This is a genomic window from Mycobacterium kyorinense, from assembly GCF_001672775.1.
Classification (GTDB): Bacteria; Actinomycetota; Actinomycetes; order Mycobacteriales; family Mycobacteriaceae; genus Mycobacterium; species Mycobacterium kyorinense_A.
Genome location: NZ_LZKJ01000199.1, coordinates 12659 through 37740 on the forward strand (window position 1 = coordinate 12659; position 25082 = coordinate 37740).

Annotated in this window: 19 protein-coding genes and 2 pseudogenes; 9 read left to right on the forward strand and 12 right to left on the reverse strand. The window is 67.2% G+C overall.

Annotation, left to right across the window (positions count from 1 at the left end; all coding sequences use genetic code 11):
- Positions 1-421: 421 nt before the first annotated feature.
- Positions 422-1519 carry a helix-turn-helix transcriptional regulator gene (locus tag A5707_RS21550; RefSeq protein WP_065016466.1) on the forward strand — a complete coding sequence of 366 codons (1098 nt, stop codon included), beginning with the start codon at positions 422-424 and terminating at the stop codon, positions 1517-1519.
- 8 nt (positions 1520-1527) lie between these two features.
- Here the strand turns inward: A5707_RS21550 and A5707_RS21555 are convergent, their stop codons facing one another.
- Together A5707_RS21555 and A5707_RS21560 are read right to left on the reverse strand one after the other, a co-directional pair.
- On the reverse strand, positions 1528-2988 hold the full coding sequence (locus A5707_RS21555) for a flavin-containing monooxygenase (protein ID WP_065016467.1): 1461 nt from the start codon (positions 2986-2988) through the stop codon (positions 1528-1530).
- Between the two features lie 70 nt (positions 2989-3058).
- Positions 3059-3445, reverse strand: a complete 387-nt coding sequence (locus tag A5707_RS21560; RefSeq protein ID WP_065016485.1) for a nuclear transport factor 2 family protein — start codon at positions 3443-3445, stop codon at positions 3059-3061.
- A gap of 317 nt (positions 3446-3762) precedes the next feature.
- On the opposite strand from A5707_RS21560, the gene A5707_RS21565 reads away from it, so the two are divergent.
- Positions 3763-5130: an HNH endonuclease signature motif containing protein gene (locus A5707_RS21565; protein ID WP_065016468.1), complete on the forward strand. Its 1368-nt coding sequence runs from the start codon at positions 3763-3765 to the stop codon at positions 5128-5130.
- 58 nt (positions 5131-5188) lie between these two features.
- On the opposite strand, the gene A5707_RS21570 is transcribed toward A5707_RS21565, so the two are convergent.
- Positions 5189-7840: a LuxR C-terminal-related transcriptional regulator gene (locus tag A5707_RS21570; protein WP_065016486.1), complete on the reverse strand. Its 2652-nt coding sequence runs from the start codon at positions 7838-7840 to the stop codon at positions 5189-5191.
- Between the two features lie 413 nt (positions 7841-8253).
- Here A5707_RS21570 and cobG point away from each other — a divergent pair, with 413 nt between their 5' ends.
- Genes cobG through A5707_RS21585 form a run of 3 tightly spaced genes read left to right on the forward strand, consistent with a single transcriptional unit; the run spans position 8254 to position 11450 of the window.
- Complete coding sequence (cobG, locus tag A5707_RS21575) at positions 8254-9360, forward strand: precorrin-3B synthase (protein WP_065016469.1); 1107 nt, start codon at positions 8254-8256, stop codon at positions 9358-9360.
- A gap of 9 nt (positions 9361-9369) precedes the next feature.
- On the forward strand, positions 9370-9993 hold the full coding sequence (locus A5707_RS21580) for a precorrin-8X methylmutase (protein WP_065016470.1): 624 nt from the start codon (positions 9370-9372) through the stop codon (positions 9991-9993).
- On the forward strand, positions 9990-11450 hold the full coding sequence (locus tag A5707_RS21585; RefSeq protein WP_065016471.1) for a precorrin-2 C(20)-methyltransferase: 1461 nt from the start codon (positions 9990-9992) through the stop codon (positions 11448-11450). The genes A5707_RS21580 and A5707_RS21585 overlap by 4 nt, the downstream gene beginning before the upstream one ends.
- Positions 11451-11454: 4 nt before the next feature.
- Here A5707_RS21585 and A5707_RS21590 read toward each other — a convergent pair whose 3' ends face one another.
- On the reverse strand, positions 11455-14073 hold the full coding sequence (locus A5707_RS21590; RefSeq protein ID WP_065016472.1) for a helix-turn-helix transcriptional regulator: 2619 nt from the start codon (positions 14071-14073) through the stop codon (positions 11455-11457).
- Between the two features lie 163 nt (positions 14074-14236).
- Between A5707_RS21590 and A5707_RS21595 the strand changes: the two genes are divergently transcribed.
- Positions 14237-15628 (forward strand): FAD-dependent oxidoreductase, encoded by a 1392-nt coding sequence (locus A5707_RS21595; RefSeq protein WP_065016473.1) that lies wholly within the window; start codon positions 14237-14239, stop codon positions 15626-15628.
- Positions 15629-15657: 29 nt separating this feature from the next.
- Here the strand turns inward: A5707_RS21595 and A5707_RS21600 are convergent, their stop codons facing one another.
- Genes A5707_RS21600 through A5707_RS21615 form a run of 4 tightly spaced genes read right to left on the reverse strand, consistent with a single transcriptional unit; the run spans position 15658 to position 19118 of the window.
- Positions 15658-16392 (reverse strand): cobalt-precorrin-6A reductase, encoded by a 735-nt coding sequence (locus A5707_RS21600; protein WP_065016474.1) that lies wholly within the window; start codon positions 16390-16392, stop codon positions 15658-15660.
- Positions 16392-17147 carry a precorrin-4 C(11)-methyltransferase gene (gene cobM / locus A5707_RS21605; RefSeq protein WP_065016487.1) on the reverse strand — a complete coding sequence of 252 codons (756 nt, stop codon included), beginning with the start codon at positions 17145-17147 and terminating at the stop codon, positions 16392-16394. Before cobM ends, A5707_RS21600 begins: the two co-directional genes overlap by 1 nt.
- Positions 17144-18319, reverse strand: coding sequence for a bifunctional cobalt-precorrin-7 (C(5))-methyltransferase/cobalt-precorrin-6B (C(15))-methyltransferase (locus tag A5707_RS21610; protein WP_065016475.1), 1176 nt, complete (start codon positions 18317-18319; stop codon positions 17144-17146). Before A5707_RS21610 ends, cobM begins: the two co-directional genes overlap by 4 nt.
- A 49-nt stretch (positions 18320-18368) precedes the next feature.
- Positions 18369-19118, reverse strand: a complete 750-nt coding sequence (locus A5707_RS21615) for an SDR family NAD(P)-dependent oxidoreductase (RefSeq protein ID WP_065016476.1) — start codon at positions 19116-19118, stop codon at positions 18369-18371.
- A 35-nt stretch (positions 19119-19153) separates the two neighbouring features.
- Between A5707_RS21615 and A5707_RS21620 the strand changes: the two genes are divergently transcribed.
- Complete coding sequence (locus A5707_RS21620; RefSeq protein WP_065016477.1) at positions 19154-19597, forward strand: F420-dependent biliverdin reductase; 444 nt, start codon at positions 19154-19156, stop codon at positions 19595-19597.
- A gap of 22 nt (positions 19598-19619) precedes the next feature.
- Positions 19620-20494: pseudogene (locus A5707_RS25000) on the forward strand (NYN domain-containing protein).
- Here the strand turns inward: A5707_RS25000 and A5707_RS21630 are convergent.
- Both A5707_RS21630 and A5707_RS21635 read right to left on the reverse strand, forming a co-directional pair.
- Complete coding sequence (locus A5707_RS21630) at positions 20491-21165, reverse strand: GNAT family N-acetyltransferase (RefSeq protein WP_065016478.1); 675 nt, start codon at positions 21163-21165, stop codon at positions 20491-20493. The pseudogene A5707_RS25000 and the gene A5707_RS21630 overlap by 4 nt on opposite strands.
- A gap of 28 nt (positions 21166-21193) precedes the next feature.
- Complete coding sequence (locus A5707_RS21635) at positions 21194-22318, reverse strand: M24 family metallopeptidase (protein ID WP_065016479.1); 1125 nt, start codon at positions 22316-22318, stop codon at positions 21194-21196.
- Between the two features lie 110 nt (positions 22319-22428).
- Here A5707_RS21635 and A5707_RS21640 point away from each other — a divergent pair, with 110 nt between their 5' ends.
- A complete protein-coding gene (locus A5707_RS21640) occupies positions 22429-23385 on the forward strand; it encodes a 5'-3' exonuclease (protein ID WP_065016480.1) in 957 nt (318 codons plus the stop codon).
- A 6-nt stretch (positions 23386-23391) separates the two neighbouring features.
- Here the strand turns inward: A5707_RS21640 and A5707_RS21645 are convergent, their stop codons facing one another.
- Together A5707_RS21645 and A5707_RS21650 are read right to left on the reverse strand one after the other, a co-directional pair.
- On the reverse strand, positions 23392-24171 hold the full coding sequence (locus A5707_RS21645; protein ID WP_065016481.1) for a DUF4333 domain-containing protein: 780 nt from the start codon (positions 24169-24171) through the stop codon (positions 23392-23394).
- Between the two features lie 59 nt (positions 24172-24230).
- Positions 24231-25082: pseudogene (locus A5707_RS21650) on the reverse strand (DEAD/DEAH box helicase); the annotation flags it as partial.

The window sequence follows — 25082 nt, forward strand, 5'->3', positions numbered from 1 at the left end:
AATAATTCGGTTCACGCGGCGGGTAGTGCCGTCGTGGCTCGGGCAGCGGGGTGAGCATGCGGCCAATCGCAGCAATCAGCCTTTCGTTTAGTCGGCGACGGCGAGTTACCGTCGGCGGCAACGACAGTGCTGCCGCGCTGCTGAAGACAACTTCCTGTTCGGTAACGACGACCGTTGTAGGAGAACGCTTCCGGAAGCTTTCCGCGGGACGCAGCGCCCCGACATCGGGTCTCCCCGGGGATCGCGGTAATACGTGCAGCATGTGCGGATCCCTTCATGCTCAATCAGTACATCGCAAGACAACCACCATGGAAGGTCCGATACCTCATTCAAATGACGGAGATTCAGCGTCTTTTCGCGGCGGGCTTCCATCCAGGGGACCGCACATGCAGATGCTGACCGGCGGCTCGGAGACCAGGCGATGGTCACGGTCGAGGACTTCTCGCGCCTAGTTTCGGGCATCTACGCGGCGGCGGTCACTCCGCAACATTGGGAGCCGGCGATACGCGACATTCATCGCGCGCTCGGCGCCACAGGCGGCTCGCTTCTGCTGGGCGATGACTCCTGGTCTTTCCGCAATTCGACCATCCCCGTCGCGGCACTTGAAAGTTATGCGAACTACTACCACCGACTGGACTATGTGGTCGCCGCCGTAAAGAAAGGACCGGTCGGGGCGGTGCGGACGGGCCCAGAAATTCTGGTTCCCAATCGAAACGATGAGTTTTACGCCGACTGGATGCGCACCAACCAATTCGAAGACGGGCTATTCGTCAGGTTGACCGGCGGCAGCGACCGCCCCACGACCTTCCTTGTGACGTCAGCGCGACAGTCCTTTGACACCCCCGAACGGGTGCAGTTGATGAATGGGCTCGTCGAACACCTGCAGCAGGCGGTGCGCACCCAGGACAAGCTGGCTGCGTTGGCCGACAGCGCAATTGAGCTGGCCGGAGCGCTTGAGGTTGTCCGGCACGGAATGATCATCGTCGCCCGCGACCAACTGGTGATCAACCTGAATTCCGCGGCAGAGCGGATCTTCCGCGCCGAGGATGGCCTTTGCACGCGGTCAGGACGTATCGTCGCGACCAATATGAACGCCGAGCATGGGCTGCAACGCGCCGTACACGAAGCCCTGGCCGGCGGAACCTCCGCCGTTCGCGGGAGCCGGTCACTCGTCTGCGTGCGGCCCTCCGGTCGGCGGCCCTACATCATTCATGTGCTGCCCTCGCACCGCCGGGATGCCGATGAGCCACTCAGGCAGCCGATGGCCTTGGTCTTAATCGTCGACCCCGAGGACGAACCTGAACCCACCGCCGCACTGTTACGGCGGCTTTACCAGCTCACGGAAGCCGAAGCTGAAGTGGCGGTGCGCATGACGCACGGCGCGGACCTGAAGCAGATCTCCGAAGAGCTATCAGTCTCCATGACCACAGTTCGCACGCATCTGCAGCACGTCTTCGACAAAACCGACACCCACCGTCAAGCTGAACTCGTGCGGCTGCTGCTTGCGCTGAGTCCTTGACTGGTCGGTCAGGCAGTGCGGATGTCGAAGTCGGCGAGCTCGGGCGGCTGCCGCAGCAGGTCGCGGTGCCGCTCTGGTGTCCACGGGAACAACTCGGGCAGGCCGTCTTTGCCAAGATACCAACTGTTGCATCCGGTAACCCAGATGGTCTGTGGCATCGCCTGTTTCATGTCCTCGTTGTATTCCTTGGTGGCCACTTCGGTCGGTGCGGCGGCAACGACGCGGCCATCGCGGATCTGGTTGATCCACCACATTGCGTAGTCGGCTTGGTCCTCGGCGATCGGGATCAACGATTGGTTGCCGATGGGCGAATGCGGACCCATCAGCATGAACAGGTTGGGAAAACCCGGTACCGCGACCGATCGATAGGCCCTGGGGCCCTCGGCCCAGGCCTCGTCGAGGGTCAGCCCGCCCTCGCCGATGACGACGAGCGGGCGCACGTAGGCGCGGGCGTCGAAACCCGTTGCGTAGACCAGCAGATCAAGCTCGTGCAACCTGCCATCGGAGGTGACGACGCCACGCGGCTCGATGTGGTCGATCGAGTCGGTCACGACGTCGACGCCCGGCTTCTGCACGGAACGGTAGAAATGACCCGCGAAGATCAGCCGCTTGCACATTGGCTGGTCTCGGGGCGTGAGCTTCGCCCGCAAATGCCGGTCGCGTACCGAGAGCCGCAAATTCCATCGGCACTGAGCCGCAAACAGCCGGCGCTGGAAGCCGGGACGGATCGGCGCCCGGCCGAACATAAACCGCGTGTACCAGCCCCAGAAGCGGTAGCCGGCCTCATTGAGCTTCGGCCACCGGCCCAGCGCCGCCCGCGTCAGCGGTGAGTAACGCAAGTTGGGCATTGGGCAGACCCACTGCGCGGTGCGCTGGAAGACCGTCAATTGGCGGACTTGCCCGCCGAGTTCCGCGGTGATCTGCACGCCGGTTGAGCCGGTGCCGATCAACCCAATGCGTTTGTCGGGCAGCGTAATCGAATGATCCCACCGCGAGGAATGGAACGCCGGACCGGCGAAGGTCTCCAGTCCGGATATCTCCGGGTAGCGGGGTACCCGCAACACACCGGTTGCGGTGATCAGCACGTCGAACGATTCCTCACCCCCGGCGGTGGTCAGCCACCAGCGCCCGTCGTCGTAACGGGCCGATGTGACGTCGGTGCCGAACCGGATGTGCGGCCGAATGGCTCGTTCGTCGGCCACCTGCCGGAAATATGCCTGGATTTCCGGACCGGGCGGCAGCAGATGCGACCAGTTCGGGTTGGGCCGAAACGAATACGAGTAGTACCGCGATGGGACGTCACAGGTCAGACCCGGATAGGTGTTGTCGCGCCAGGTGCCGCCGACCTCATCGGCCTTCTCGAAAATGGTGTACGAGTCGATGCCCGCCTGTTGCAGCTTGACGGCCATGCACAGCCCCGACATCCCGGCGCCGATGATCGCGATCTTCAGTGGGCGCTTCTGGTACATGCAACCTCCCGTTGCCGGCGTAGGCCTCAACCTACGCCGGCCAAGTCGACCGATTGCGGGATTCCGCCGGCTAACTGGCGACTACTCGCTTGGAACCGAAGATCCGTTCTTGTGCGGCGGTGTCGCCGAATGATTGGGCCGTGACGATGGCGCCCTCGCGGAATGTGTAAACGTCGGCTTCCTGGTAGGGCGCTCCGTCGACCGTGACTTCGGTCAGCACCACTACGACGTCGCCGTCGGCAACGATGTTCTTGATTTCGACCACGGTGGACTTCTCCCCTAGTTGCCTGAACAATTCGGTGAGTTCGTCTTTGCCGCGGTAGGTCCCGCTGATCGCGCTCTCGCCGGTGAGCGTCCACTCTGCGGCGTCATCGAAAATGCCCAGGGCCGACTCGAGATCGCCCGCACTGAACGCGGCGTAGCCCTTTTTGGTCGTCTCAATATTCTGATTGGACATTCCGAACCCCTTCTCTACCTTGTCGTGCAATTCATCCGGCAGTCGGGGACATCGTTGGAGTGCCCCGGCATGGCCATAGTGTCCAGAGCGTCCGGGGTAGGCGCATAGGGTAGATGGCTACTCGATTTCTTGGAGCCGTGCTTATGGTCGCCAAGCGCCGGTATCGCGGTACCGCTCAACTTGGCGCCGGAATCTTATCCATCACCGAAACCTCGTGTTTCACTGCGGTTTCAGCGAGTTATCCACGGTTGGACCTTTGTCCACAATTGACGATTGAGGTCTCAATCTATGTCGGACTAGCGCGATAGCATTCGAATGTGCGTTCGAATAGTCGGGAGCAGGTCGTCGGGACCTTCGACGCCGCCGACGCCGACATCCGGCTCGCGGTGGACTTGTCGTTTGATGGGTTGACCACTCGCGAGTGTTTGGCGCTGCTGGAACGGTGGGAACGAATCCGTCGGAGCATGTCGGCGGTTGATCACGCGCTGATCAATAAGGTCGCCCAACAGGCCGACGAAGCGGAGTTGGGCGGCAAGTTACCGTTTGCGTTGGCCGAGCGGTTGCGTATTACTCGCGCCGAAGCCTCCCGACGCATCGGCGATGCCGCCGATTTGGGGCCGCGCCGCGCGATGACCGGTGAGCCGCTGGCGCCGGTACTGCCGGCCACTGCCGAAGCGCAGCGCGCCGGCGCGATTGGCGACGGTCACGTGCGGGTGATCCGTGGCTTTTACCACCGGCTGCCCGACGCGGTTGACATTGAGACTCGAGAGCAGGCCGAAGCGCAACTGGCCCGCCAAGGCGGCCAATTTCGGCCCGACCAACTGGCCAAGCTGGCTGACAGGCTCACCGATTGTCTCAACCCCGACGGCGATTTCACCGACAACGACCGCGCCCGCCGACGCAGTCTGATCATCGGCAAACAAGACGTCGACGGCATGAGCGCGATCACCGGATATTTGACCCCCGAGGCGCGCGCCACCATCGACGCTGTCCTGGCGAAATTGGCCGCACCGGGCATGTGCAACCCCGACGATGCCACCCCCTGCCTGGGCGGCACCCCCTCTCAAGAGGGCATCGAGGGAGACACCCGCAGCACCGGCCAGCGCAACCACGATGCGCTCAATGCCGCCGGACGTGCGCTGTTGGCCTCCGGTGATCTAGGCAAGCACAACGGGCTACCGGCGTCGATCATCGTGTCGACCACCTTGGCCGAGCTCGAATCGGGTTGCGGCAAAGCGCTCACCGGCGGAGGCACCCTGCTACCGATGAGTGATGTGATTCGGCTGGCCTCCCACGCCCATCATTACCTCGCGATCTTCGACAAAGGCAAGGCGATCGGGCTGTATCACACCAAGCGGTTGGCCTCGCCCGGGCAGCGGATTGTGTTGTATGTCAGAGACCGTGGCTGTTCGTTCCCCAACTGCGACGTGCCCGGCTACCTCACCGAAGCCCATCACGTCACCGATTTCGCGCAGTGCCGGGAAACCAACATCGATGATCTCACCTTGTGCTGCGGTCCCCACCACAAACTGGTCACCTCTGGCGGCTGGAAAACCCGCAAACTCAAAAATAGTGACACCGAATGGATCCCACCGCCCCACCTGGACCGGGGCCGACCCAGAACCAACACCTACCACCACCCTGAAAAACTCTTGCGCGACGAAGACGACGACGATGAGCCGTGAAGACGGCAACGCATCTTATGGCGCAACCGGCGGTGAAAACTGCTCCGGCAGCGCATGATCAGTCTGAGTTGGCGGCCGGATAGCCTCTCGAGCGGCGATTACGGGTGGCCCTCGAACCACTGATCAAGTCCACCAGTTGGTCACGGCGCTCGATGTGGAGTTTCACGTAGATGCGGTAGAGGTGTCCATCGATAGTGCGCACCGATACGCACAGTCGGTCGGCGATCTGGCGGTTGGACAAGCCCGCTGCCACCAGCATCGCAATCTCACGCTCGCGATCGGTGATCGGCAACGGCTGCGCGGCGGCGTTGACTGCCGGTGTGCGGATGTCGCCTTGGCTGGCGAGCCAGTATGCGTGGGTTGACGACTCCAATTCCCTGCCGTGATGACCGCTGCGGGCATGCTCGCGTGCCGCCTGGGCGGCCGCATCGGCGGCAAGTGCCACTGCGCCCAGCTCTGCGAACCGACCTGCCGCGCTATCCAGCGCATCACCGTCGTGGGTGACCAGGCCGGCAGCATGCGCGGCGACCGCTTCTGCCATCGGAGTTCGCAATTTCTTGGCAAGCTCCGCCAGCCTCGCGGTGTGCGCACGGTCACCGAACCGGGCAGCGGTGTGCAGTGCACGCATCTCTACCGCTGACATTCCGGACCGCTGTGCGTGCTGCGCGGCATGCACTGCATGCGTCTGGGCGGCCGATGTCTGACCGGCGGCTGCCCGTTCCCAGGCCCGAGCAAGCTCGAGCTCCGGTAAAAACACCGCCACCTGCGGTCCATAGGCGGATTCTGAGCTTTGCAACGCAGCGGCCGCAGCGTCAGCGTTTCCCCGGGCGCCTTCGGCCTGGGCGTGCCAGGCGCTCACCAACATCACCCAGGGCGACGGAAAGCCTTGCGACAACCCCGATATCGCAGTGCAGAACTCCGAACACGCGGCCTGCAGCGCACCGCCGGTAAGGTGCACGAACCCGGATATTGCACCCACCATGGCGTCCGCTGCAGGCACACCGGCAGCCATCTCGGCATAGCGTTCGGCAGCCCGCTCAGCCGCCCGGTGATCACCGACGGCCGTCAACGCCATGACCTCAGCGACGCCGATGGCGAACCGCTGCGGTCCCGACTCGCTGAGCGCCGCGGCCCGCAACCCCGCCTCCGCGAGGCGGTGAACCTGGCCATGCCGCCCGACCAGCGCCTGCGCACAAATCGTCGGTACCGCTGCCCACACCGTCGCCAACGGCAACACCTCCGGTGCGCACAGCGCCGGGCCGGCCTTGGCTGTCGTTGCGACGTCACCCGAGAAGAAGGCAAACGACAGCTCCAGGGCCGCAACCAGGTCGAGGCCCAACGCAGAATCCACCCGATTGCTGACGTCGGCGAGTGCCTGCCGCGCCGCATCGACGCGACCACAGACCCAGAACAGATTGGCCGCGCGCAAACACCCCCATCGAATGGTCAGCAATTCAGCCGCTCCGTCGGGATCGACTTCGGCGAGCACCGCTTCGGCTGCCTCGCCTCGGCCCTGCCAGCTCAGCGCATCGGCGAGTACGAGCGCAGCCGGCAGGCCGCCGCCGTAGTCGAACGCGTATCGGGCCAGCTCTTCGCCGTAGCCGTGGTTCGACATCGCGACCGCGCTCGCAGCCGCGGTGATGATCACCTCCAGATCCGGCTCCAAGTCGCTTCGCATCATGAATTGAGCGAGTCGGATCTGGCCGCGCAGGTCGGGCAGCCTCGAGCGGCGCCCTCCGGCTCGCAAGTGCTTTTGCAGCGCTTGGGCCAGCAGGCCATTGAGCTGTCGTGAACGCACCACTCCGCCGAGTCGAATCGCCGCGTCACCGATGACGGGGTGGTTCAACTGCGCTACGGTTTCCCGCCCGTCGGCAAGCAATTGAATGAGGCCTCGGCGCTCCAGACTCGCCAACGCCCCGGCATCGCAAAGCTCGCGCACAATCTCCCAGTCCAGCAGCTCGCCGATGGCCAAAATCTCGACTGCTTCCAGCTCGTCTGGAGTAAGGGATCTCAGCCGGAACTCCAGAAGGTCATAGAGTTCGCGGTCCGCACGCAGCGGACCCTTCAGTTGCCAGCCGTCGTCACTGCGGACCAGGACACCGTTTTCCCGGCCGGCGCCGAGCAAGCCCCGCAGCAGCAGCAAGTTCCCCCCGCTGCGGCCGTGGAGTTCGCCGACCAGTTGAGACTCGACGGCGCCGCCGAGCACGCGACGGGCGAGTTCACCGGTCTGCTCGGCGGTGAATGCATCGACGTGCAGATTCAGCAGCAACCGCTCTTTCAACAGCGCTGTCACCGCGTCGAGCACCGCCTCCCCCGACCGGATCGTCACGATCAACCGGGCACTGCGGGAAGCCGCAAGCTGATAGACCAAGGTGGCCGAAAGTGGGTCGAGCAGCTGCGCGTCGTCGACGACGACTACCAGGTTTTCTTCCTGCTCCAGGGTCTCTTGGGCCGCGGCCAGCATGGTGGCCGGTTCTTGTGCGGCAGCAACCGTGATCGCCCGGGAGAACGCCCCCAGTGGCACGGCGCAACCGGTTTCGGTGCCGAGCACAAATCGCACGGTCCGCCCGCTCGACTCGAGGCTTTGGGCGAGGGCGCGAGCAAGCGTCGATTTGCCCACCCCGCTGGCGCCGACCAACGCCACGCCTTCGAATTCCGCGCCGTCATCGAGTACCGCCAATGCTTGGCGGAACTCCTCGTCGCGGGCCACGATGGGCCACTTCGATCTGTCCTCGATGTGCACCGGCCGTGGAACCTCCCGGCTGCTAACGCGCGTGCTGGTGCGACTTTACTGCCTGTATTCGAGGCCAGAGTGCAAAACGGTTCTACCCGACCGTCGGGCCGCGAGTCGGCGGCGCTCAGTCCTCGAAGTGCCGCTCGGTGTCCCATTGTTCAAGCCAGGGCTGCAGCCGGTAGAGACCGAACAGGATCAGCGCCAGCAAAACACCTGTGAAAACCTCCAGTAGACCGGTCATAGCGGGTCGTTCTTCCTACCTAGGAGCGTGTCGCGCGCTGAGTTGGTGGCTATGCCAGCAACCTACGACCGGCAACGCGTGGCACGCACGAGTAGTGAACTACCTGTTTTTGACGTCCCGGCTGCGATAAGCCGTAGCGTTAGCGGTAATGCGCACCCGCGACCAGGACGCCTGCCCCGGCGCCCTGCAGCTGCATCAGGCCGCCGACGGACCGTTGGTTCGAGTGCGGCTGCCCGGAGGAATGGTCACCGCGGCCCAGTTGGCCACCCTGGCGCAGGCATCGCGCCAGTTCGGCTCGGGACGGCTCGAGTTGACGGCGCGCGGCAACGTGCAGATCCGCGCGATCACCGACCCGGCGCGGGTCGCCGATCTGCTGGGCAGCGCGGGTCTGTTGCCGTCGGCAACACACGAGCGAGTCCGCAACATCGTCGCCTCCCCGTTGTCGGGTCGGGTGGGTGGCAGGGTCGATGTGCGCAGGTGGGTTGGTGAGCTCGACACGGCGATTCAAGCCGAGGCCGCGTTGACTTCGCTGCCCGGCCGATTCTGGTTCAGCATCGACGACGGTCGCGGCGACGTGTCGGGGTTGGGCGCTGATGCCGGCCTCCATCAGCTCGACGACGGCATCGCGCTGCTCTTGGCCGGCCGGGACACCGGCGTGCGGGTGGCAGCCGACGAGGCGGTGGGCGCGCTGGTTGGGGTCGCGAAACGGTTCGTCGAGACACGTGGAAACGCCTGGCGCATTTGCGAATTGGCCGATCCAAATTTGTTGGTGCCCGGCGGCCGCGTTGGCGACCGGCTGCCCCGGGTCGCCGCCCCGCCGGTGGGGTGGATCTCACAGGATGACGGCCGCATAGCGCTGAGCGCCGTGGCGCCCCTGGGCATTGTGCCGTCCCGCACCGCGGACTATCTGGCCGCGATCGACGCGCCACTGGTCATCACGCCGTGGCGGTCGGTGCTGGTGTGCGATCTCGACGACGCGGTCGCCGACGCGGCGCTGCGGGTGCTGGCGCCGCTGGGCCTGGTTTTCGACGAGAACTCGCCCTGGCTGTCGATCAGCGCCTGTGTCGGCAGCCCGGGATGCGCATATTCGGCGGCCGATGTACGGGCCGATGCCGCGGCTTTCGCGGCGCAGACGGCCGATCCGCAACACCGCCGCCACTTCGTCGGGTGCGAGCGGGCCTGCGGCAGTCCTCCGGTGGGTGAGGTGCTGGTCGCCACTGGTGACGGGTATCGAACGCTGCGGGCACGCCCGTAGGGTTAGCGCGTGCTCGACTACCTCCGCGACGCCGCCGAGATCTACCGGCAGTCGTTTGCGACCATCCGCGCCGAGGCGAATCTGGCCCGCTTCCCCGCCGACGTCGAGCAGGTGGTGGTGCGGCTGATTCACACCTGCGGCCAAGTCGATCTTCCCGACCATGTCGCCTATACCGACGACGTCGTCACCAGGGCGGGCGCCGCACTGACCGCCGGTGCGCCGGTGCTGTGCGATTCGTCGATGGTGGCCGCCGGCATCACCCGGGCGCGGCTCCCGTCCGACAACGAAGTGGTGTCGCTGGTGGCCGATCCGCGCGCCGCCGACGTGGCCGCGCGCCGGCACACCACCCGCTCGGCAGCCGGGGTGGAGCTGTGGGCGGATCGGCTGTCCGGGGCGGTGCTGGCGATCGGCAACGCGCCCACCGCGTTGTTCCGACTTCTCGAACTCCTCGACGACGGGGCGCCGACGCCGGCCGCGGTGCTCGGGGGGCCGGTGGGGTTCGTCGGGTCAGCGCAGTCCAAGCAGGAACTCATCGACCGGCCGCGCGGCATGTCGTATCTGGTGGTGCAGGGCCGCCGCGGCGGCAGCGCGATGGCCGCCGCCGCCGTCAACGCGATTGCCGGCGCGCCATGACGGGTCGCGGCACCCTATTCGGCGTCGGGCTGGGGCCGGGCGACCCCGAGCTGGTGACAGTCAAAGCCGCCCGGGTGATCGGCGACGCGGACGTAGTGGCCTACCACAGTGCCCGTCACGGTCACAGCATCGCCCGCGGTATCGCCGAACCCTATCTACGGCCGGGTCAGATCGAGGAGCACTTGGTTTATCCGGTCACCACTGAGGTCACCGACCACCCGGGCGGCTATGCCGGAGCGCTGGAGGACTTTTACACCGCGGCCACCGAACGCATTGCCGCGCATCTGGACGCCGGACGCGACGTGGCGCTGCTGGCCGAGGGTGATCCGCTGTTCTACAGCTCCTACATGCACCTGCACACCCGGCTGACGCAGCAGTTTTCCGCGGTGATCGTGCCGGGGGTGACGTCGGTCAGCGCGGCCGCGGCGGCGATCGCGACGCCGTTGGTGGCCGGTGACGAAGTGCTGTCGGTGCTCCCGGGCACGTTGCCGGTCACCGAGCTGGCGCGTCGGCTTTCCGACGCGGACGCCGCCGTGGTGATGAAGCTTGGCAGATCGTATCCTGCTGTGCGCGAGGCACTTTCGTTGGCAGGACAACTCGACGCTACGCTCTATGTCGAGCGCGCGAGCACCGCCGAGCAGCGGGTGATGCCGGCCGCTGACGTCGACGAGTCCACCGTTCCGTACTTCTCGCTTGCGATGGTTCCCGGTGCGCGGCAGCGCCGTTCGCGTCCCGGCAGCGTCGCAGTGGTCGGACTGGGACCCGGGCACACCGACTGGATGACACCGGAGAGCCGTCGCGAGGTGGCCGCCGCGACGGATCTGATCGGCTACGGCCCGTACCTGGAGCGCATCCCGGTCCGTAACGGTCAGCGCCGCCACCCCAGCGACAACACCGATGAGCCGGCGCGGGCGCAATTGGCGTGTGCGCTGGCCGAGCAGGGGCGCGCGGTGGCGGTGGTGTCGTCGGGCGACCCCGGGGTGTTCGCGATGGCAACGGCGGTGCTCGAGGAAGCCAAACAGTGGCCGAACGTGCCGGTGCGGGTGATTCCCGCGATGACGGCGGCGCAAGCCGTCGCCAGCCGGGTCGGCGCACCGCTGGGCCACGACTATGCGGTGATCTCGCTGTCCGATCGGCTCAAGCCCTGGGATGTGATTGCTGCGCGGCTCTCGGCGGCGGCCGCGGCCGATCTCGTGCTGGCCGTGTACAACCCGGCATCGAAGACCCGGACCTGGCAAGTCGAGGCGATGCGCGATCTGTTGCTCAAACACCGCGAGCCGGGCACGCCGGTGGTCATCGGTCGCGACGTGTCGGGCCCGAACGAAGAGGTTCGGGTGGTGCGGTTGGCCGATCTCGACCCCGCCGGTGTCGACATGCGTTGCCTGCTGATCGTCGGCTCGTCGCAGACGCAGTGCTACGGCGACCGCGTCTTCACCCCGCGGGCTTACCCGTCGTAGGCGGTCACGACTTGGCCAGCCCGCCGCGGATGACGCTGCCCAACTCGTCGCGGGTCGTCACGCCGACGCGTTGACAGGCCCGGTAGACGTGTCCCTCCACGGTCCGCACGGACATCATCAGCCGCTCGGCGATCTCGCGGTTGGACAAACCTGCGACCACCAACTCGATCACCTCGCGCTGGCGCCCACTCAGCGGGAGACCCGCCGAGCTGCGTAACGCCGGTGTGCACAGCCCACCGCATTCATCGGACAACTCGCGTGCTACCGCGGCCGCGTACAGTCCCCGCTGGCGCTGCCGACCGCCGGTGAAGACCGCCGCCGCCTGTGCGGCTGCGTCGGCCGCCGCGGCCGCATCGCCGATCGCCCGGTATGCCGACGAGGCCGCGAGCAAGCCGTCCCCGTTACCGGCAAGCAGCGATTCAGTGTGCAGCGCAACGGTATCGGCAAGGCGAAGGGACAAAGTGTCAGCCAATTCACGGGCTCGTTCCGCGCCCGAGGCGTCACCCCATTGGGCCATTGCCTGAAGGCAGGCCAGTTCGTGGGTGGGCTGTTCGCGGTCCCGCGCCTCATCGGCTGCGGTGTGTACCGCGGCGATGGCCTCGACCAGAAAGCCTTGGGCCGCCAGCGTCCAGCCGGTGGCCAGCGCCAGTGCCGTGTGCATGAACAGGTAGTCGGCCGGCACGCAACGCCGGGCTTCCTCGAGCGCTTCCTCGGCAGCCGCCGGTTGGCCCAGTTTGGCGTGTGCTTCGGCCAAGCCGAAGCAACTCGCTGGACGTAAACCCGTTGTTGCGCCGTGTCTTTCGACTCCGGCGCGGGCTTCGCGTAGCAGCCGGACGGCGCTGTGGACGTCGCCGCGCATCAGGTCGGCATGGCCCAACAGGAACGCGAGGTTGGCGTAGGCAAGACCGGGTACGTCACGAGCCGAGTCGGCAATCCGCCGGGCCGATTGGACGCCCTCGTCGATGCGCCCGGTCAACCGGCAGGCACGGGCGTAGACCCCGCCGAACCAAAACCGCATCGGCGAAGTTTCGAACGCGGTGATCGCGCGGTCGATGGCGTGATCGGCGACGACGGTCAACTCGTCCACCGCACCGAGGGCGCCCATCGCCATGACCCGCGCCACCGATGCCATCATCGCGTGAAAGTCCGACAGCGTCCCGGACGACAGTGCGGCCCTGGCCTCGTCGTCCGCGATCTGACAGCGAGCAAACACCACGTCGATGCACGCCTGCACCGCCACCCGTGCCTCCCGGTCGGTCGGCGATTCCGTTGCCGTGGCGAGACGTTCGAGTATGGCTGCTGCCTCCGCCGGCCGGCCGAGCATCCACACCAGGTTGGCCGCTCGGATGGTCGACCATCGGTGGCTGTCCGCACGGCCGCTCTCGCAGACGTCCCGCACGACTTCCTCGGCCTGCTCGCCCCGCCCGAGCAGAACGAGGGTCATCGCACGCATCGCCGCCGCGTCGGGCGCCCCGCAGGATGCCGCCGCCGCGGCGAACCGCTCGGCCGAATCGGGATCCAGCAGCATCATCGCGAAGCGTGCTGCCTCCAGATACAAGTCGGGATCGGGATCGAGGTCGGAGTCGAGGGTGAGCAGGGCGCGCCGCACCGTGGCGCGCATGTCGCGATCGGCCTCCTGGCCCAGCCGTTGCGCCAACCGGCCGCGGACCTTGGACAGATGCATCTCTCCAGCCGTCGCGCGGCGAAGCTCACCGATCAGTGGATGCGCCAACCGGGCCAGCCGCTCGTCACCCACCCGCTCCACTGCGACCAGGCGCATCTGCTCCGCCGACTCGAGGTCGCCCCGGCGCACCAGATCACAGAGCACCGCCACACTCAGCGGTTCACACTGCGAAAGGGTGTCGATCACGCGTGCCACCCCCGCGGTCATCCGACCCAACTGGCGGGCCAGCATGTCGCTGAGATTCTGTGACACTGCGACATCGCCGTCCCACATCCATACCCCGGCCAGTTGCCGCATCCGGCCCGCAGCGATTTGGTCGGCTATCAACTGCCGCAAGAACAACGCGTTGCCGCCCGTCAGTGTCCAAAACCGCTCGGCGCTGCGGGCATCGACCGACCCACTGACCGTCGCTTCGATCAGGGCGCGAGTCGCGTCGAGGGACAGCGGCTCCAGATCCAGGCGGGTGAGCAGGCCGTCCTTCCACAGCGCCGTCACGGCGTCGGGCTCGTCTCCGCCGGTTCGCACCGTCACCACCAACCGCGCGCCGCGGGTCTGGGCCAGTTGATGCACGACGTGTGCCGACAACCCGTCGAGAAGGTGCGCGTCGTCGACGCCCACCAGCACCCGGCCCTGGCGCTGCTGCGCGACAAAGCTATTGATCAGTCGCCGCACGTTCGGCAGCGGTTCGGCGACCGAATCGGTGAGCAGCGCGGTGAACGCACCCAACGGAAGCGATCGCGCCGATTCGGTGCCCACGATCCAGTTGGTGCGGTCACCTTCCGCCGCCGCGCGGGTCAACACTTCGCGAGCGAGGCGGGTCTTACCCACCCCCGCTGCTCCGGCGATCATCACGCCGGAATAGTGGCCAGACCCGCTCAGCGCGCGACGAATAGCCCCTAGTTCTCCGTCCCGGCCGGCCAACGGATCACCGCTGATCACGCGGCGACTATAACCACGCCCGCGCAGCTGACGAGGCAATTCGGCAGCTATTGCCGCACGGCACGCACCGGAGGAAGTCGAGTAGCTGACTACGCTGTCCGGTCCCCTCCGTCGGCGATGAACATGGTTTGCGTCAGTGACGGCTCGTCGAGAGGGGTGCGCAATGACCATGATCGGTGATCATGCGGTTGTGTTAGGCGCGAGCATGGCCGGTTTGCTGGCCGCACGGGCCGTGGCCGAGTTCTACGAGAAGGTCACGGTGGTCGAGCGCGACATCCTGCCCTCCGACGCCGCCGACCGGCGGGGAGTACCACAGGGACGTCACCTACATGCGCTGCTGGCGAGGGGTGCGCAGGTATTGGACGAGTTGTTCCCCGAGATTCTTGACGAGCTGATCACTGACGGTGGGTCGTACTTCGATGGGTCTGACCTGTCCAAGTTGCATTACAGCGTGGGGGGTCACCGGATGGTGAGCGCCGGTTCGGCCGAGGCGACCGCGGTGTATCTGGCGAGCAGACCGTTCCTCGAGCACCACGTCCGCAGGCGGGTCCGCGCCACCACCAATGTCAGGCTGCTCGAGGGCCACGATGTCGTCGAGCTGATGGCGAGGCCGGACTGCACCCGGGTCACCGGGGCCCGAATCGTCGATCGCCGCAGCAGGCAGGAGTCGATCCTGTCTGCCGATCTGGTCGTCGACGCGACGGGCCGCGGGTCGCGCACGCCGATGTGGCTGGAAAGCCTGGGTTATGCCCGCCCGGTCGAAGACCGCGTTGTCGTGCACCTGGCTTATTCCAGTCAGCGGCTGCAGATGCGGCCGGGCGCTCTGCACGAACTGGGTGTGTTGATCGGCGTTGTGCCCGGTCGGCCCGCCGGACTCGGGCTGATCAGTTGTGAGAATGACACCTGGCTGCTGACTGTGATGGGAATGGCGGGCAAGGTGCCGCCCCGGGAGCTGTCCGCGATGTGCGCATTCGCCGAAGGATTCGCACCCGAGCATGTGCTGGACGCCGTGCGCAACGCGTACCCCATCGGAGACGTTGTCGGACACCGCGTCCCGTCGAGCCAGTGGCGCCGGTATGACAAGTTGCGGCGATTCCCCAAAGGACTGTTGGTCATCGGTGACGCGATCTGCAGCTTCAACCCGATCTACGGGCAAGGTATGACCGTGGCTGCGCTGGAAGCCTTGGCGTTACGTGGCTGCTTGTGCACGGGGACAAGCGATCTGGCGTGGCGGTTCTTCCGGGCTTCGGCAAGGCCGATCCGCCAGGCGTGGCAGCTGGCCGCCGGTGGCGACCTCGCGTTGCCTGAGATCGAAGGCGAACGCTCGCGGGTAACAAGGCTTTTCAACGGATACGTGGATCGCGTGCTGACCGCTGCGGAATTCGACACTGCCGTGCTGAATCAGTTCACCAAGGTAACGTCGCTCGTCGATCCGCCGAACCGGCTGCTGCGGCCCAGCATGCTGTGGCGTGCCGCCTCGGCCAACCATCGGCGGCGGCGGTACGACGGCCAGGTCAGCCAACCGGCCCCGCTGGCGGACGAGGTCGCGGTCTAGGCTTGCATGGCCTCCGCTAGCGCTGCGTGTCATGAGTGGCCATCGGACGAGTGGAGCCAGGTAACCGCCTCCTCGACCGTGCCCACCGTAGTCACGCCTGGCGGCAGCGGTGGGCGGGCCACCATCACCACGGGGATGTCCAACGCCGCGGCGGCGTCCAGCTTGGCCCGCGTCATCTGGCCGCCGCTGTTCTTGGTGACCAGCGCGTCGATGCGATGCTCGCGCAGCAGTGCGTTTTCGCCGTCGTAGTGGTACGGACCGCGGGACAACAGCAGGTGGTGACGGCGGGGCAAGGCCTTGACATCCGGTGGTGTGACCGCGCGGATCAAAAACCAGGCACCACTGTCAGCAAAGGCTGCGGTACCCGATCTGCCGGTGGTGAGGAACACCCGTGAAAACCCCTGGCGGTCAACTGCTTCGGCGGCTGCAGTATCCGAGGCGACGACGATAGCGTCGCGTGGATCCCAGGCTGGGCGGGCCAGCACCAGATACGGCAGACCCAACTCGCGGCATGCCTGCGCGGCATGGGCGGTGATGGTGGCCGCGAACGGGTGGGTGGCATCGACGACGACGCCGATGTGTTCGTCGCGCAGCCACTGTCGCAGCCCGGCTACACCACCGAACCCACCGATGCGCACCGCGCCGACCGGCAGCGCAGGATCGGGCACGCGGCCGGCCAGCGAACTGATGACGTCGACGTCGGGGTGCAATCGGGCAGCCAGCGCTCGTGCCTCGCCGGTGCCGCCGAGCAGCAGCACCCTCATCAGTGCTCGGTTCCGCGGGTACGCCCTGCCGAATACAGGTAGCTGTCGGTGAATCCCTCGGCGGCCAGCACGTCGCCGACGATGATGACCGCCGTCTTGGTGACCCCTGCATGATGCATCTGCCCAGCGATGTCGGACAGTGTGCCACGCAGTACGCTCTGCCGCGGCCAGCTGGCGAAAGCCACTACGGCCGTGGGTGTTTCGGGTCGGTAGCCGGCGTTCACCAATTTCTGCACGATGGCGTCGATCTGCGCGGCGGCCAGATGCAACACCAGGGTTCCGCCGGATCGGGCCAAGGTGTCGAGGTCTTCACCTGGCGGCATGGCTGTGGACAACGTCGCCACCCGGGTCAGTGTCACTGTCTGCGCGACCCCCGGAACGGTGAGCTCACGCCCCAGCGCGGCCGCGGCCGCGGCGAAAGCCGGTACGCCGGGCACGATTTCGTATCCGATGCCCAGTGCGTCGAGCCGTCGGCATTGCTCGGCCAACGCGCTGTAGAGCGACGGATCGCCGGAATGCAGCCGGGCCACGTCGTGGCCGCCAGCATGGGCGTCGGCGATCTCGGCGATGATCTGCTCCAGCGTCAGTGGTCCGGTGTCGACGACCCGGGCCTCGGGCGGACACAGTGCCAGCAGGTCGTCGGGCATGATCGAGCCCGCGTAGAGGCAGACCGAACATTGGCTGAGGAGTCGCTGGCCCCGCACGGTGATCAGGTCGGCCGCCCCGGGGCCGGCGCCGATGAAGTACACGGTCATGACTTGGTCACCGCCCATTGGGTGACCGGCAGCTGCGGTCGCCAGCCGGTGAAGCCCCCCAGCGGCTCGCCCCGATAATGTTGGAAGCGTTGCAGGGTTCCCCCTAGTCGCGAATACAGCCGTGTCAGAACGGCTTCCGACTCAGCGGTGACGGCGTTGGCTACCAGCCGTGCGCCGTCGGGCAGGTGGTCGAGGCACGCCTCGACCATCCCCGGCTGGGTCAGACCGCCCCCGATGAACACTGCCGACGGCGCGGCAGCCCCGTCGAAGGCCTGCGGGGCCGCGCCGCGCACCTCGACGTCGACGCCGAACGCGGTGGCGTTGCGGGCGATGCTGGCGCGACGCACCTCGTCGCGTTCGAATGCCACCGCGGTGCAGCTCCGGCCGCTGCGCGCCCACTCCACCGCGATGCTTCCCGAACCCGACCCGACATCCCACAACCGCTCGCCGGGGCGGGGCCCCAGCGCCGCCAGCGTCACAGCGCGGATGCTCTGCTTGGTGATCTGACCGTCGTGGGTGAACGCGTCCTCGGGCAGCACCGCCGACACCCGTTCGTCGGGCAGATACCGCACCGCGATCACATTGAGGCCGTCGACATCGTCGGGCGAGGCGCCGGCCCAGTCGCGGGCGGTGCTGTGACGACACCGCTCCCCCGGTCCGCCGAGCTGCTCGAGCACACTGAACAGCGAATCGCCCCGGCCGTATTCGGTGAGCAGTTCGGCCAGCACCATCGGAGTGCTGGCATCGCGCGACAGCACGACGGCGCGCCCGCCACGGCGTACCGCGGTGTGCGGCGCCGCGGTCACCAGGCTGATCACTTCGGTGTCCTGGACGATCCAGCCCATCCGGGCGCAGGCCAGCGTCACCGCCGAGACATGTGGCAACACGACGACCCGCGCTGGTCCCAGAAGCCGGATCAGGGTGCCGCCGATACCGTGCAGCATCGGGTCGCCGCTGGCCAACACATGGACATCGGTTGGCTCGTCGCGCAGGCTTTGCAGCGCGGGCAGTAACGGCGACGGCCATTCCCGCTTGTCGGCATGCACCGAGGCGTTGAGCATATCCAGTTGCCTGCGTGAACCGTAAATGACTGCGGCGCTGCGTAATTCGGTCGACGAGCGCTCCGACAGGCCCGCCATCCCGTCGGCGCCGATCCCCACGACAAAGATCATTGGCGCCGCTCCTCCTCATCACGTCGTTCTGCATCGTCGCCGGCGCGGATCACCGCGGCATCCTTCGCCAGACGAATTGCGGCAGCAGTCGCATCACCACCGACGCCGGACGCAAGGCCCGCGGAACCCACACGGCGCGCCGGCCCTTGGCCAGTGCCCGCGCGGTCGCGGCGGCCACTTGCGCCGGAGTGCTGGGCAGCGGCGCCGGCGTCATACCTTCGGTCATCCGGCCGACGACGAAGCCCGGCCGCACGATCAGCACCCGCACCCCGGTGCCGTGCAGCGCATCGGCCAGTCCGCTGGCGAAGCCGTCCAGGCCGGCCTTGGCTGAGCCGTAGACGTAGTTGGCGCGACGCACCCGCACCCCGGCGATCGACGAGAACACCACCAGCGAGCCGCGCCCGGCGCTGCGCATGGCCGCGGCCAGATGGGTGAGCAGGCTGACCTGCGCGACGTAATCGGTGTGCACGACGGCCACTGCATGCGCGGCGTCGGTCTCGGCGCGGGTTTGGTCGCCGAGGATCCCGAACGCCAGCACCGCGGTCTGGATCGGTCCGTGATCGGCGATGATCGACTCCACCAGCGCACCGTGCGAAGTCAGGTCGTCAGCGTCGAACTCGCAGGTGTGCACGGCTACCGCCCCGGCCGCCCGGATCATCGACACCTGCTCAGCGAGCCGGTCGGCCCGGCGCGCCGCCAGCACCACCGTGGCCCCGGGCGCCAGCCGCAACGCCAGCTCGGTGCCGATCTCGCTGCGACCGCCCAGAATCAGCACCGTCGCGGCGTCCGTGTCGTCCACGGCTGCGATTATCGCCTGCGATAACGTGAGCGGTGATGGCGAATACCACCACCCGGCTCACCACCGACGCTCTGGCGTTCCTCACCGAGCGCCATCTGGCCATGTTGACCACCCTGCGCGCCGACAATTCGCCGCATGTGGTGGCGGTGGGTTTTACCTTCGACCCCAAGACCCACATCGCGCGGGTGATCACCAGCGGCGGCTCGCAGAAGGCCGTCAACGCCGAGCGTGGCGGGGTTGCGGTGCTCAGCCAGGTCGACGGTGCCCGCTGGTTGTCGTTGGAGGGCCGGGCCAGTGTGAACAGCGGCGCCGACGCCGTGCGCGACGCCGAATTGCGCTATGCGCAGCGGTACCGCACCCCGCGCGTAAACCCGCGGCGGGTAGTTATCGAGGTGCAAGTGGAGCGGGTGCTGGGCTCGTCGGAGCTGCTCGACCGCGGCAAGGCGCCCGGCGACGATGCAGAGCGCGCAGCGCGATGAGGAGGAGCCGGGCAATCAGACGATGACGGAACCCGCTGCGGACCGCGTCGCGGTGTACCTCGACTTCGACAACATCGTGATGTCGCGGTATGACCAGGTTTACGGCCGCAACTCGTTCCAGCGCGACAAAGCACGCGGCTTCGACAAGGAGCCGGAGCGGTTGGTGAACGCCGCCGTCGACGTCGGCGCCATCATCGATTTCGCCTCCTCGTTCGGAACGAGTTGCGGCCGTAAACCTGGTCATACCGCGACATCACGATGTTGTCGAAGTCGAGGTACACCGCGACGCGGTCCGCAGCGGGTTCCGTCATCGTCTGATTGCCCGGCTCCTCCTCATCGCGCTGCGCGCTCTGCATCGTCGCCGGGCGCGTCGACGCGGTCGAAGACATGTTCCGGTTGCCCGACCTCACTCACGTCGTCATCGTGGCGGGCGACTCCGACTACATCGCGCTGGCACAGCGCTGTAAACGGCTGGGCCGCTATGTCGTCGGTATCGGGGTGGCCGGTTCCACCAGCCGGTCGCTCACCGCGGCCTGCGACGATTTTGTCAGCTACGACGCGCTGCCCGGTGTTTCCAGCACCGAGGACGCCGCACCCAAGAAGCGGGCTCGACGCGCGAAGGCCGAGGAAGCCGACGAGGAGCCGCCACCGCCCGACGCGCAGGCCGCGGCCACCGGCCTGCTGGCACGGGCGCTGCGGATCGGTCACGAGAAGGACGACGCGGAGTGGCTGCACAATTCGGCGGTCAAGGCGCAGATGAAGCGGATGGACCCGTCGTTCAGTGAAAAGTCACTGGGATTCCGCTCATTCAGTGACTTTCTGCGTTCGCGCACCGAATTGGTGGAGCTGGACGAGAGCAGCACGACGCGAATGGTCCGGCTGCGCGCCGATACCTAGCCGGTGTGGGCGTCGCGGGCGCCGGGTGCTCGGATGACCAGCGGCACCGCGGGGAAATAGGCGGCCATCTCCGGCCGCGACTTGCCCAGGGCGGCAGTGCCATACCCGCGATGACGGCACTCGGGATGGATCCAGATCCGGACGTGCACCTCGTGGCCGATGAGCTCGCCGAACACCATGCCGACCTTCTGCGTTCCGTCGACCGCGACGAACCAGGCGGCATCCTCGGCGTCGATTCGGGCCAGCGCCGCGCGGATCTCGTCGTCGAGGCTGCCCGCCGGCCCACCCGACCCGTCGCCAGCGCCGCCGACCTCCTCGGTGCGTGCCGCGAAGATGTCGCGATCGGCCTCGCCGGAAAAGGGCCGCAAGGTCAGACTGTCGCCCGAGCTCGCCGGCCGCTCCTGCAGGGTAAAGCTGAGTTGGGTGTTTAGATCGTCGAGTTCGGCGGCGATCCGTTTCCGCGAGTCCTTGGTGAGTTGGTCGAACGACATGCCCATCACCGCCTCGCTGCCCCGGTGCGAAATGCCCAGCGAAGCGACGATCGCCTCGACCGCGGCGGGTCGGTCGTCCGCCTCCACGATCACGTCCAATACCTCGTGGCGGCGTTCCAGAGCGAGGAGCAAAGCGTCGGCGATTTCCCGACGGGCGGCGGCACGGTCGTGGTTGCTCATCGCCCGAGCGTAGTCGCTGCGCCCGGAGTCAGTCGATCGGAACGACGATCAGTTCGTGCGGTTGCTGGTTCACTGGCTCGGCGCCGTCCTCGGTCACGACCACGATGTCCTCGATACGGGCCCCCCACTGGCCCGGAAAGTAGATGCCCGGCTCGACAGAAAACGCCATGCCTGCTGTCAGCGGCACATCGTTGCCCGCGACGATGTAGGGCTCCTCATGCACGGACAGCCCGATACCGTGTCCGGTGCGGTGCACGAAGTACTCGCCGAGCCCGGCCTCTCTCAGCACGTCGCGGGCGGCAGCGTCCACCTGTTGGGCGGTCATACCCGGGCGCACCGCATCCACCGCCGTGCGTTGGGCGCGCTGCAGGACTGAATACCGTTGCGCTACTTCAGTGCTCGGCTCGCCGATGCTGTAGGTCCGCGTCGAGTCGGAGTGATATCCAGGCTCATAGGAGCCCCCGATGTCGACGACGACGATGTCCCCGACCTGAAGTTCGCGATGGGAGCATTCGTGGTGTGGGTCGGCGCCGTGCGGGCCGGAGCCGACGATGATGAACGCCACGTCCGAATGACCCTCGGCGACAATGGCTTCGGCGATATCCGCTGCGACGTCGGCCTCGGTGCGGCCTGGCACCAGAAATTCCGGCACTCGGGCGTGCACCCGATCAATCGCTGCACCGGCCTTGCGCAACGCGTCGATCTCGGCGGCATCCTTGACCATCCGCAGTTGGCGCAGCACCCCGGTGGCCAACACCGGCAGTACGCCGAGAACGTCGGCCAGCGGCAACAGATGCAGCGCCGGCATGGCATCGGTGACTGCCGTCGCCACCGGGGCGCCGCCGAGTGCCGCGGCGACCAGCTGATACGGGTTGTCGCCGTCGACCCAATCGACCACCACCAAGCCCAGATCCGCGGCAGCCGACTCTTTGAGCGCCGCCAACTCCAGCCGCGGCACCACCACGGTGGGGTCACCGGAGACCGGCACCACCAGGGCCGTGAGCCGTTCGAACGTCTGTGCGCGCGAACCGATCAGATACCGCAGGTCGTAGCCGGGGGTGATCACCAATCCCGCCAACCCCGCGTCGGCGGTCGCAGCGGCCGCTGCGGCAAGACGGCGGGCATACACGTCGGTGTCGAATCGGGGGTTCACCTCAGCAAGGTTAGCGACCACCCACCCCGGGCCGAACGTCGAGTTGTCGGGGCGATTTCGGGCAACGGACGACGACAAGTCGACGCTCGCCGCCGTGAGACGATGGCGGCATGCCTGCGCCCCTACTGCTGCTCGACGGTGCCAGCATGTGGTTCCGCTCCTACTTCGGGGTGCCGTCGTCGATCACGGCGCCCGACGGCCGGCCGGTGAACGCGGTCCGCGGCTTCCTGGACTCGATGGCACTGGTGATCACCAAGCAGCGGCCCGGCCGGTTGGTGGTCTGCCTGGATCTGGACTGGCGCCCGCAGTTTCGGGTCGACGCCATCCCGTCGTACAAGGCGCACCGCGTCGAGCAGGAAAACCCGGACGGCCAGCCGGATGTCGAGGAAGTGCCCGACGAGTTGTCGCCGCAGGTGGAGATGATCGAGGCGATCCTGGATGCGTTCGGCATCGCCGCCGGCGGCGCGGAAGGCTTCGAGGCCGACGACGTGATCGGCACGCTGGCCGCCGCCGAACGCCGCGACCCCGTCGTCGTCGTCAGCGGGGACCGCGACCTGCTCCAGGTGGTCGGCGACGATCCCGTCCCGGTTCGGGTGCTCTACCTGGGCCGCGGGTTGACCAACGCGACGCTGATGGGCCCGGCCGAAGTGGCCGACCGCTACGGCGTGCCCGCCGACCGGGCCGGCGCCGGCTATGCCGAGCTGGCGCTGCTGCGCGGCGACCCGTCCGACGGCCTGCCCGGTGTCCCCGGTATCGGCGAGAAGACCGCGGCGACGCTGCTGGCCCAGCATGGGTCGCTGGCGGGCATCCTGGCTGCCGTCGACGACCCGAAATCGTCGCTGTCCAAAGGTCTTCGGCGGAAACTGCAGGAGGCCGCCGACTACGTCGAAGCCGCCGGTCCGGTGGTGCGGGTGGCCACCGACGCGCCGGTCACGCTGTCGACGCCCAGCGATGCGCTGCCGTTGGCGGCCGCCGATCCCAAGGCCGTCGCGGAACTGGCACACCGGTTCGGTGTCGGCTCGTCGATCGCCCGGTTGCAGAAAGCGCTGGACTCGCTACCCGGTTGACGGGGCTTATTTGGGCCGGCCGACCTCGTAGGTGCCCTTGTTGTCCTGGAAAGTCACGGTCACCTGCCGTTTGGAGCCGTCGATGCTGACATTGCAGTCGAAGGTTCCGCCCTTCTTGACGACCGGGTTCTGACCGTCGTTGCACTTGACGTCTTTGACGTTCTTGGCGCCGTAACCGTTGGTCTCGTCGGAAAGAATCTGCTGCACACCCGTCTGCGCCTTGTTGATGTCCAGCTTGGTGGTCACGAAAAACCCGGGCGCCCAGAAGCCCAGCACGAGGATCACCGCGACGACAACGGCGGCGAACACCCCGATGACCGTGCCGATCACTGCGCGCGAACGCTTCGAAGCCGGCGGACCGTATTGGCCCGGTTGGGGCGGGTATTGGCCGTATTGGCCGGGCGGATACTGGCCGTACTGCCCTGGCTGCCCGTATTGGGTGGGCTGGCCGTACTGGCCCGGTTGGCCGTACTGACCCGGCTGCGCGCTGTACTGCTCGCTTTGTGCGCCATATTGCTCGGTCTGCGGGTAGGCCGGTGGTTGCGCATACGGCTGAGACGGCGGATAGAACTGGCCGGGCTGCTGGTACTGCGGATACTCGGTGGGCGTGTATGCCGGTGCCTGCCAAGTCTGCTGCTCGGCGGGCGGCTGCTGCCAACTCTGCTGCTCGGCGCCGGACGACTGCTGCCAGGGCGAAGCCTGCGCGGTCTGATCGGTGGATTGCTGATCCTCGCCCTGCGGCGGCTGCCACGGCTGCGTCGGGTCGGATCCCTGCGGTCCACTCATCGTGTTCTCGGTCCTCTCAGTACTGGCACTGCCGTATGTAACCGTAGCCGGAGCTCAGCCTACCCCGCGTCAACTGCGACGACGCCGCGCCGAACGGCGTCGATCGCGCGTTTCGCGGTGACCCGCAGGTCCGGTTGCGGCGCGGCGTTGCGCACCTGGTCCAACAGGTCGAGTACCTGCCGGCACCAGCGCACGAAGTCCCCGGCCGACAATGCCGAACCACCGCCTTCGCTGTCGGCGGCGGCCAAGGCCGAGGCCAGGTCGCCGCTGCTGGCCCAGCGATAGATTGCGGCGACAAACCCGTCGTCGGGCTCGCGACTCGGTGTGATGTGATGCCGCTGCTCGTCGGCACGCAACTCCGCCGCGAGCCGTCGGGTCCGGTGCAGCGCCTGGCGCAGCTGCGCGGGCAGCGCTTCCGCGCGCTGTAGCGGCGGCCCGGGACCGTCGGAGCCGCGGGTCTCGTAGAGCACCGTCGAGAGCACTGCGGACAGTTCGGCTGGCTGCAGGCCGGCCCACGCCCCGGTGCGCAGGCATTCGGCCACCAACAGGTCGCTTTCGCTGTAGATCCGGGCCAACAGCCGACCGTCGTCGGTGACCTGGGGATCGTCGCCGTCGCCGGCGGTGTCATGGCGCCGCTCCTCCTCATCGCTGCGCTCTGCATCGTCGCCGGCGCGGATAAACCCGCGTTCGGTGAGCAACCCGACGATGCGGTCGAAGGTGCGGGCCAACGAGTTGGTGGCCGCGGCCACCTTCTTCTGCAGCTGCGCGTTGTCGCGTTCGATCCGCAGATAACGCTCGGCGACCCGCATCTGGATTTCGCGGTCGGAGAGGCGATGGGCGGGATGACGGCGTAACTGCTCGCGCAGCGAGGCCAGCTCGGGGTCCACGTCGGGGCCATCAGCTGTTGGCCG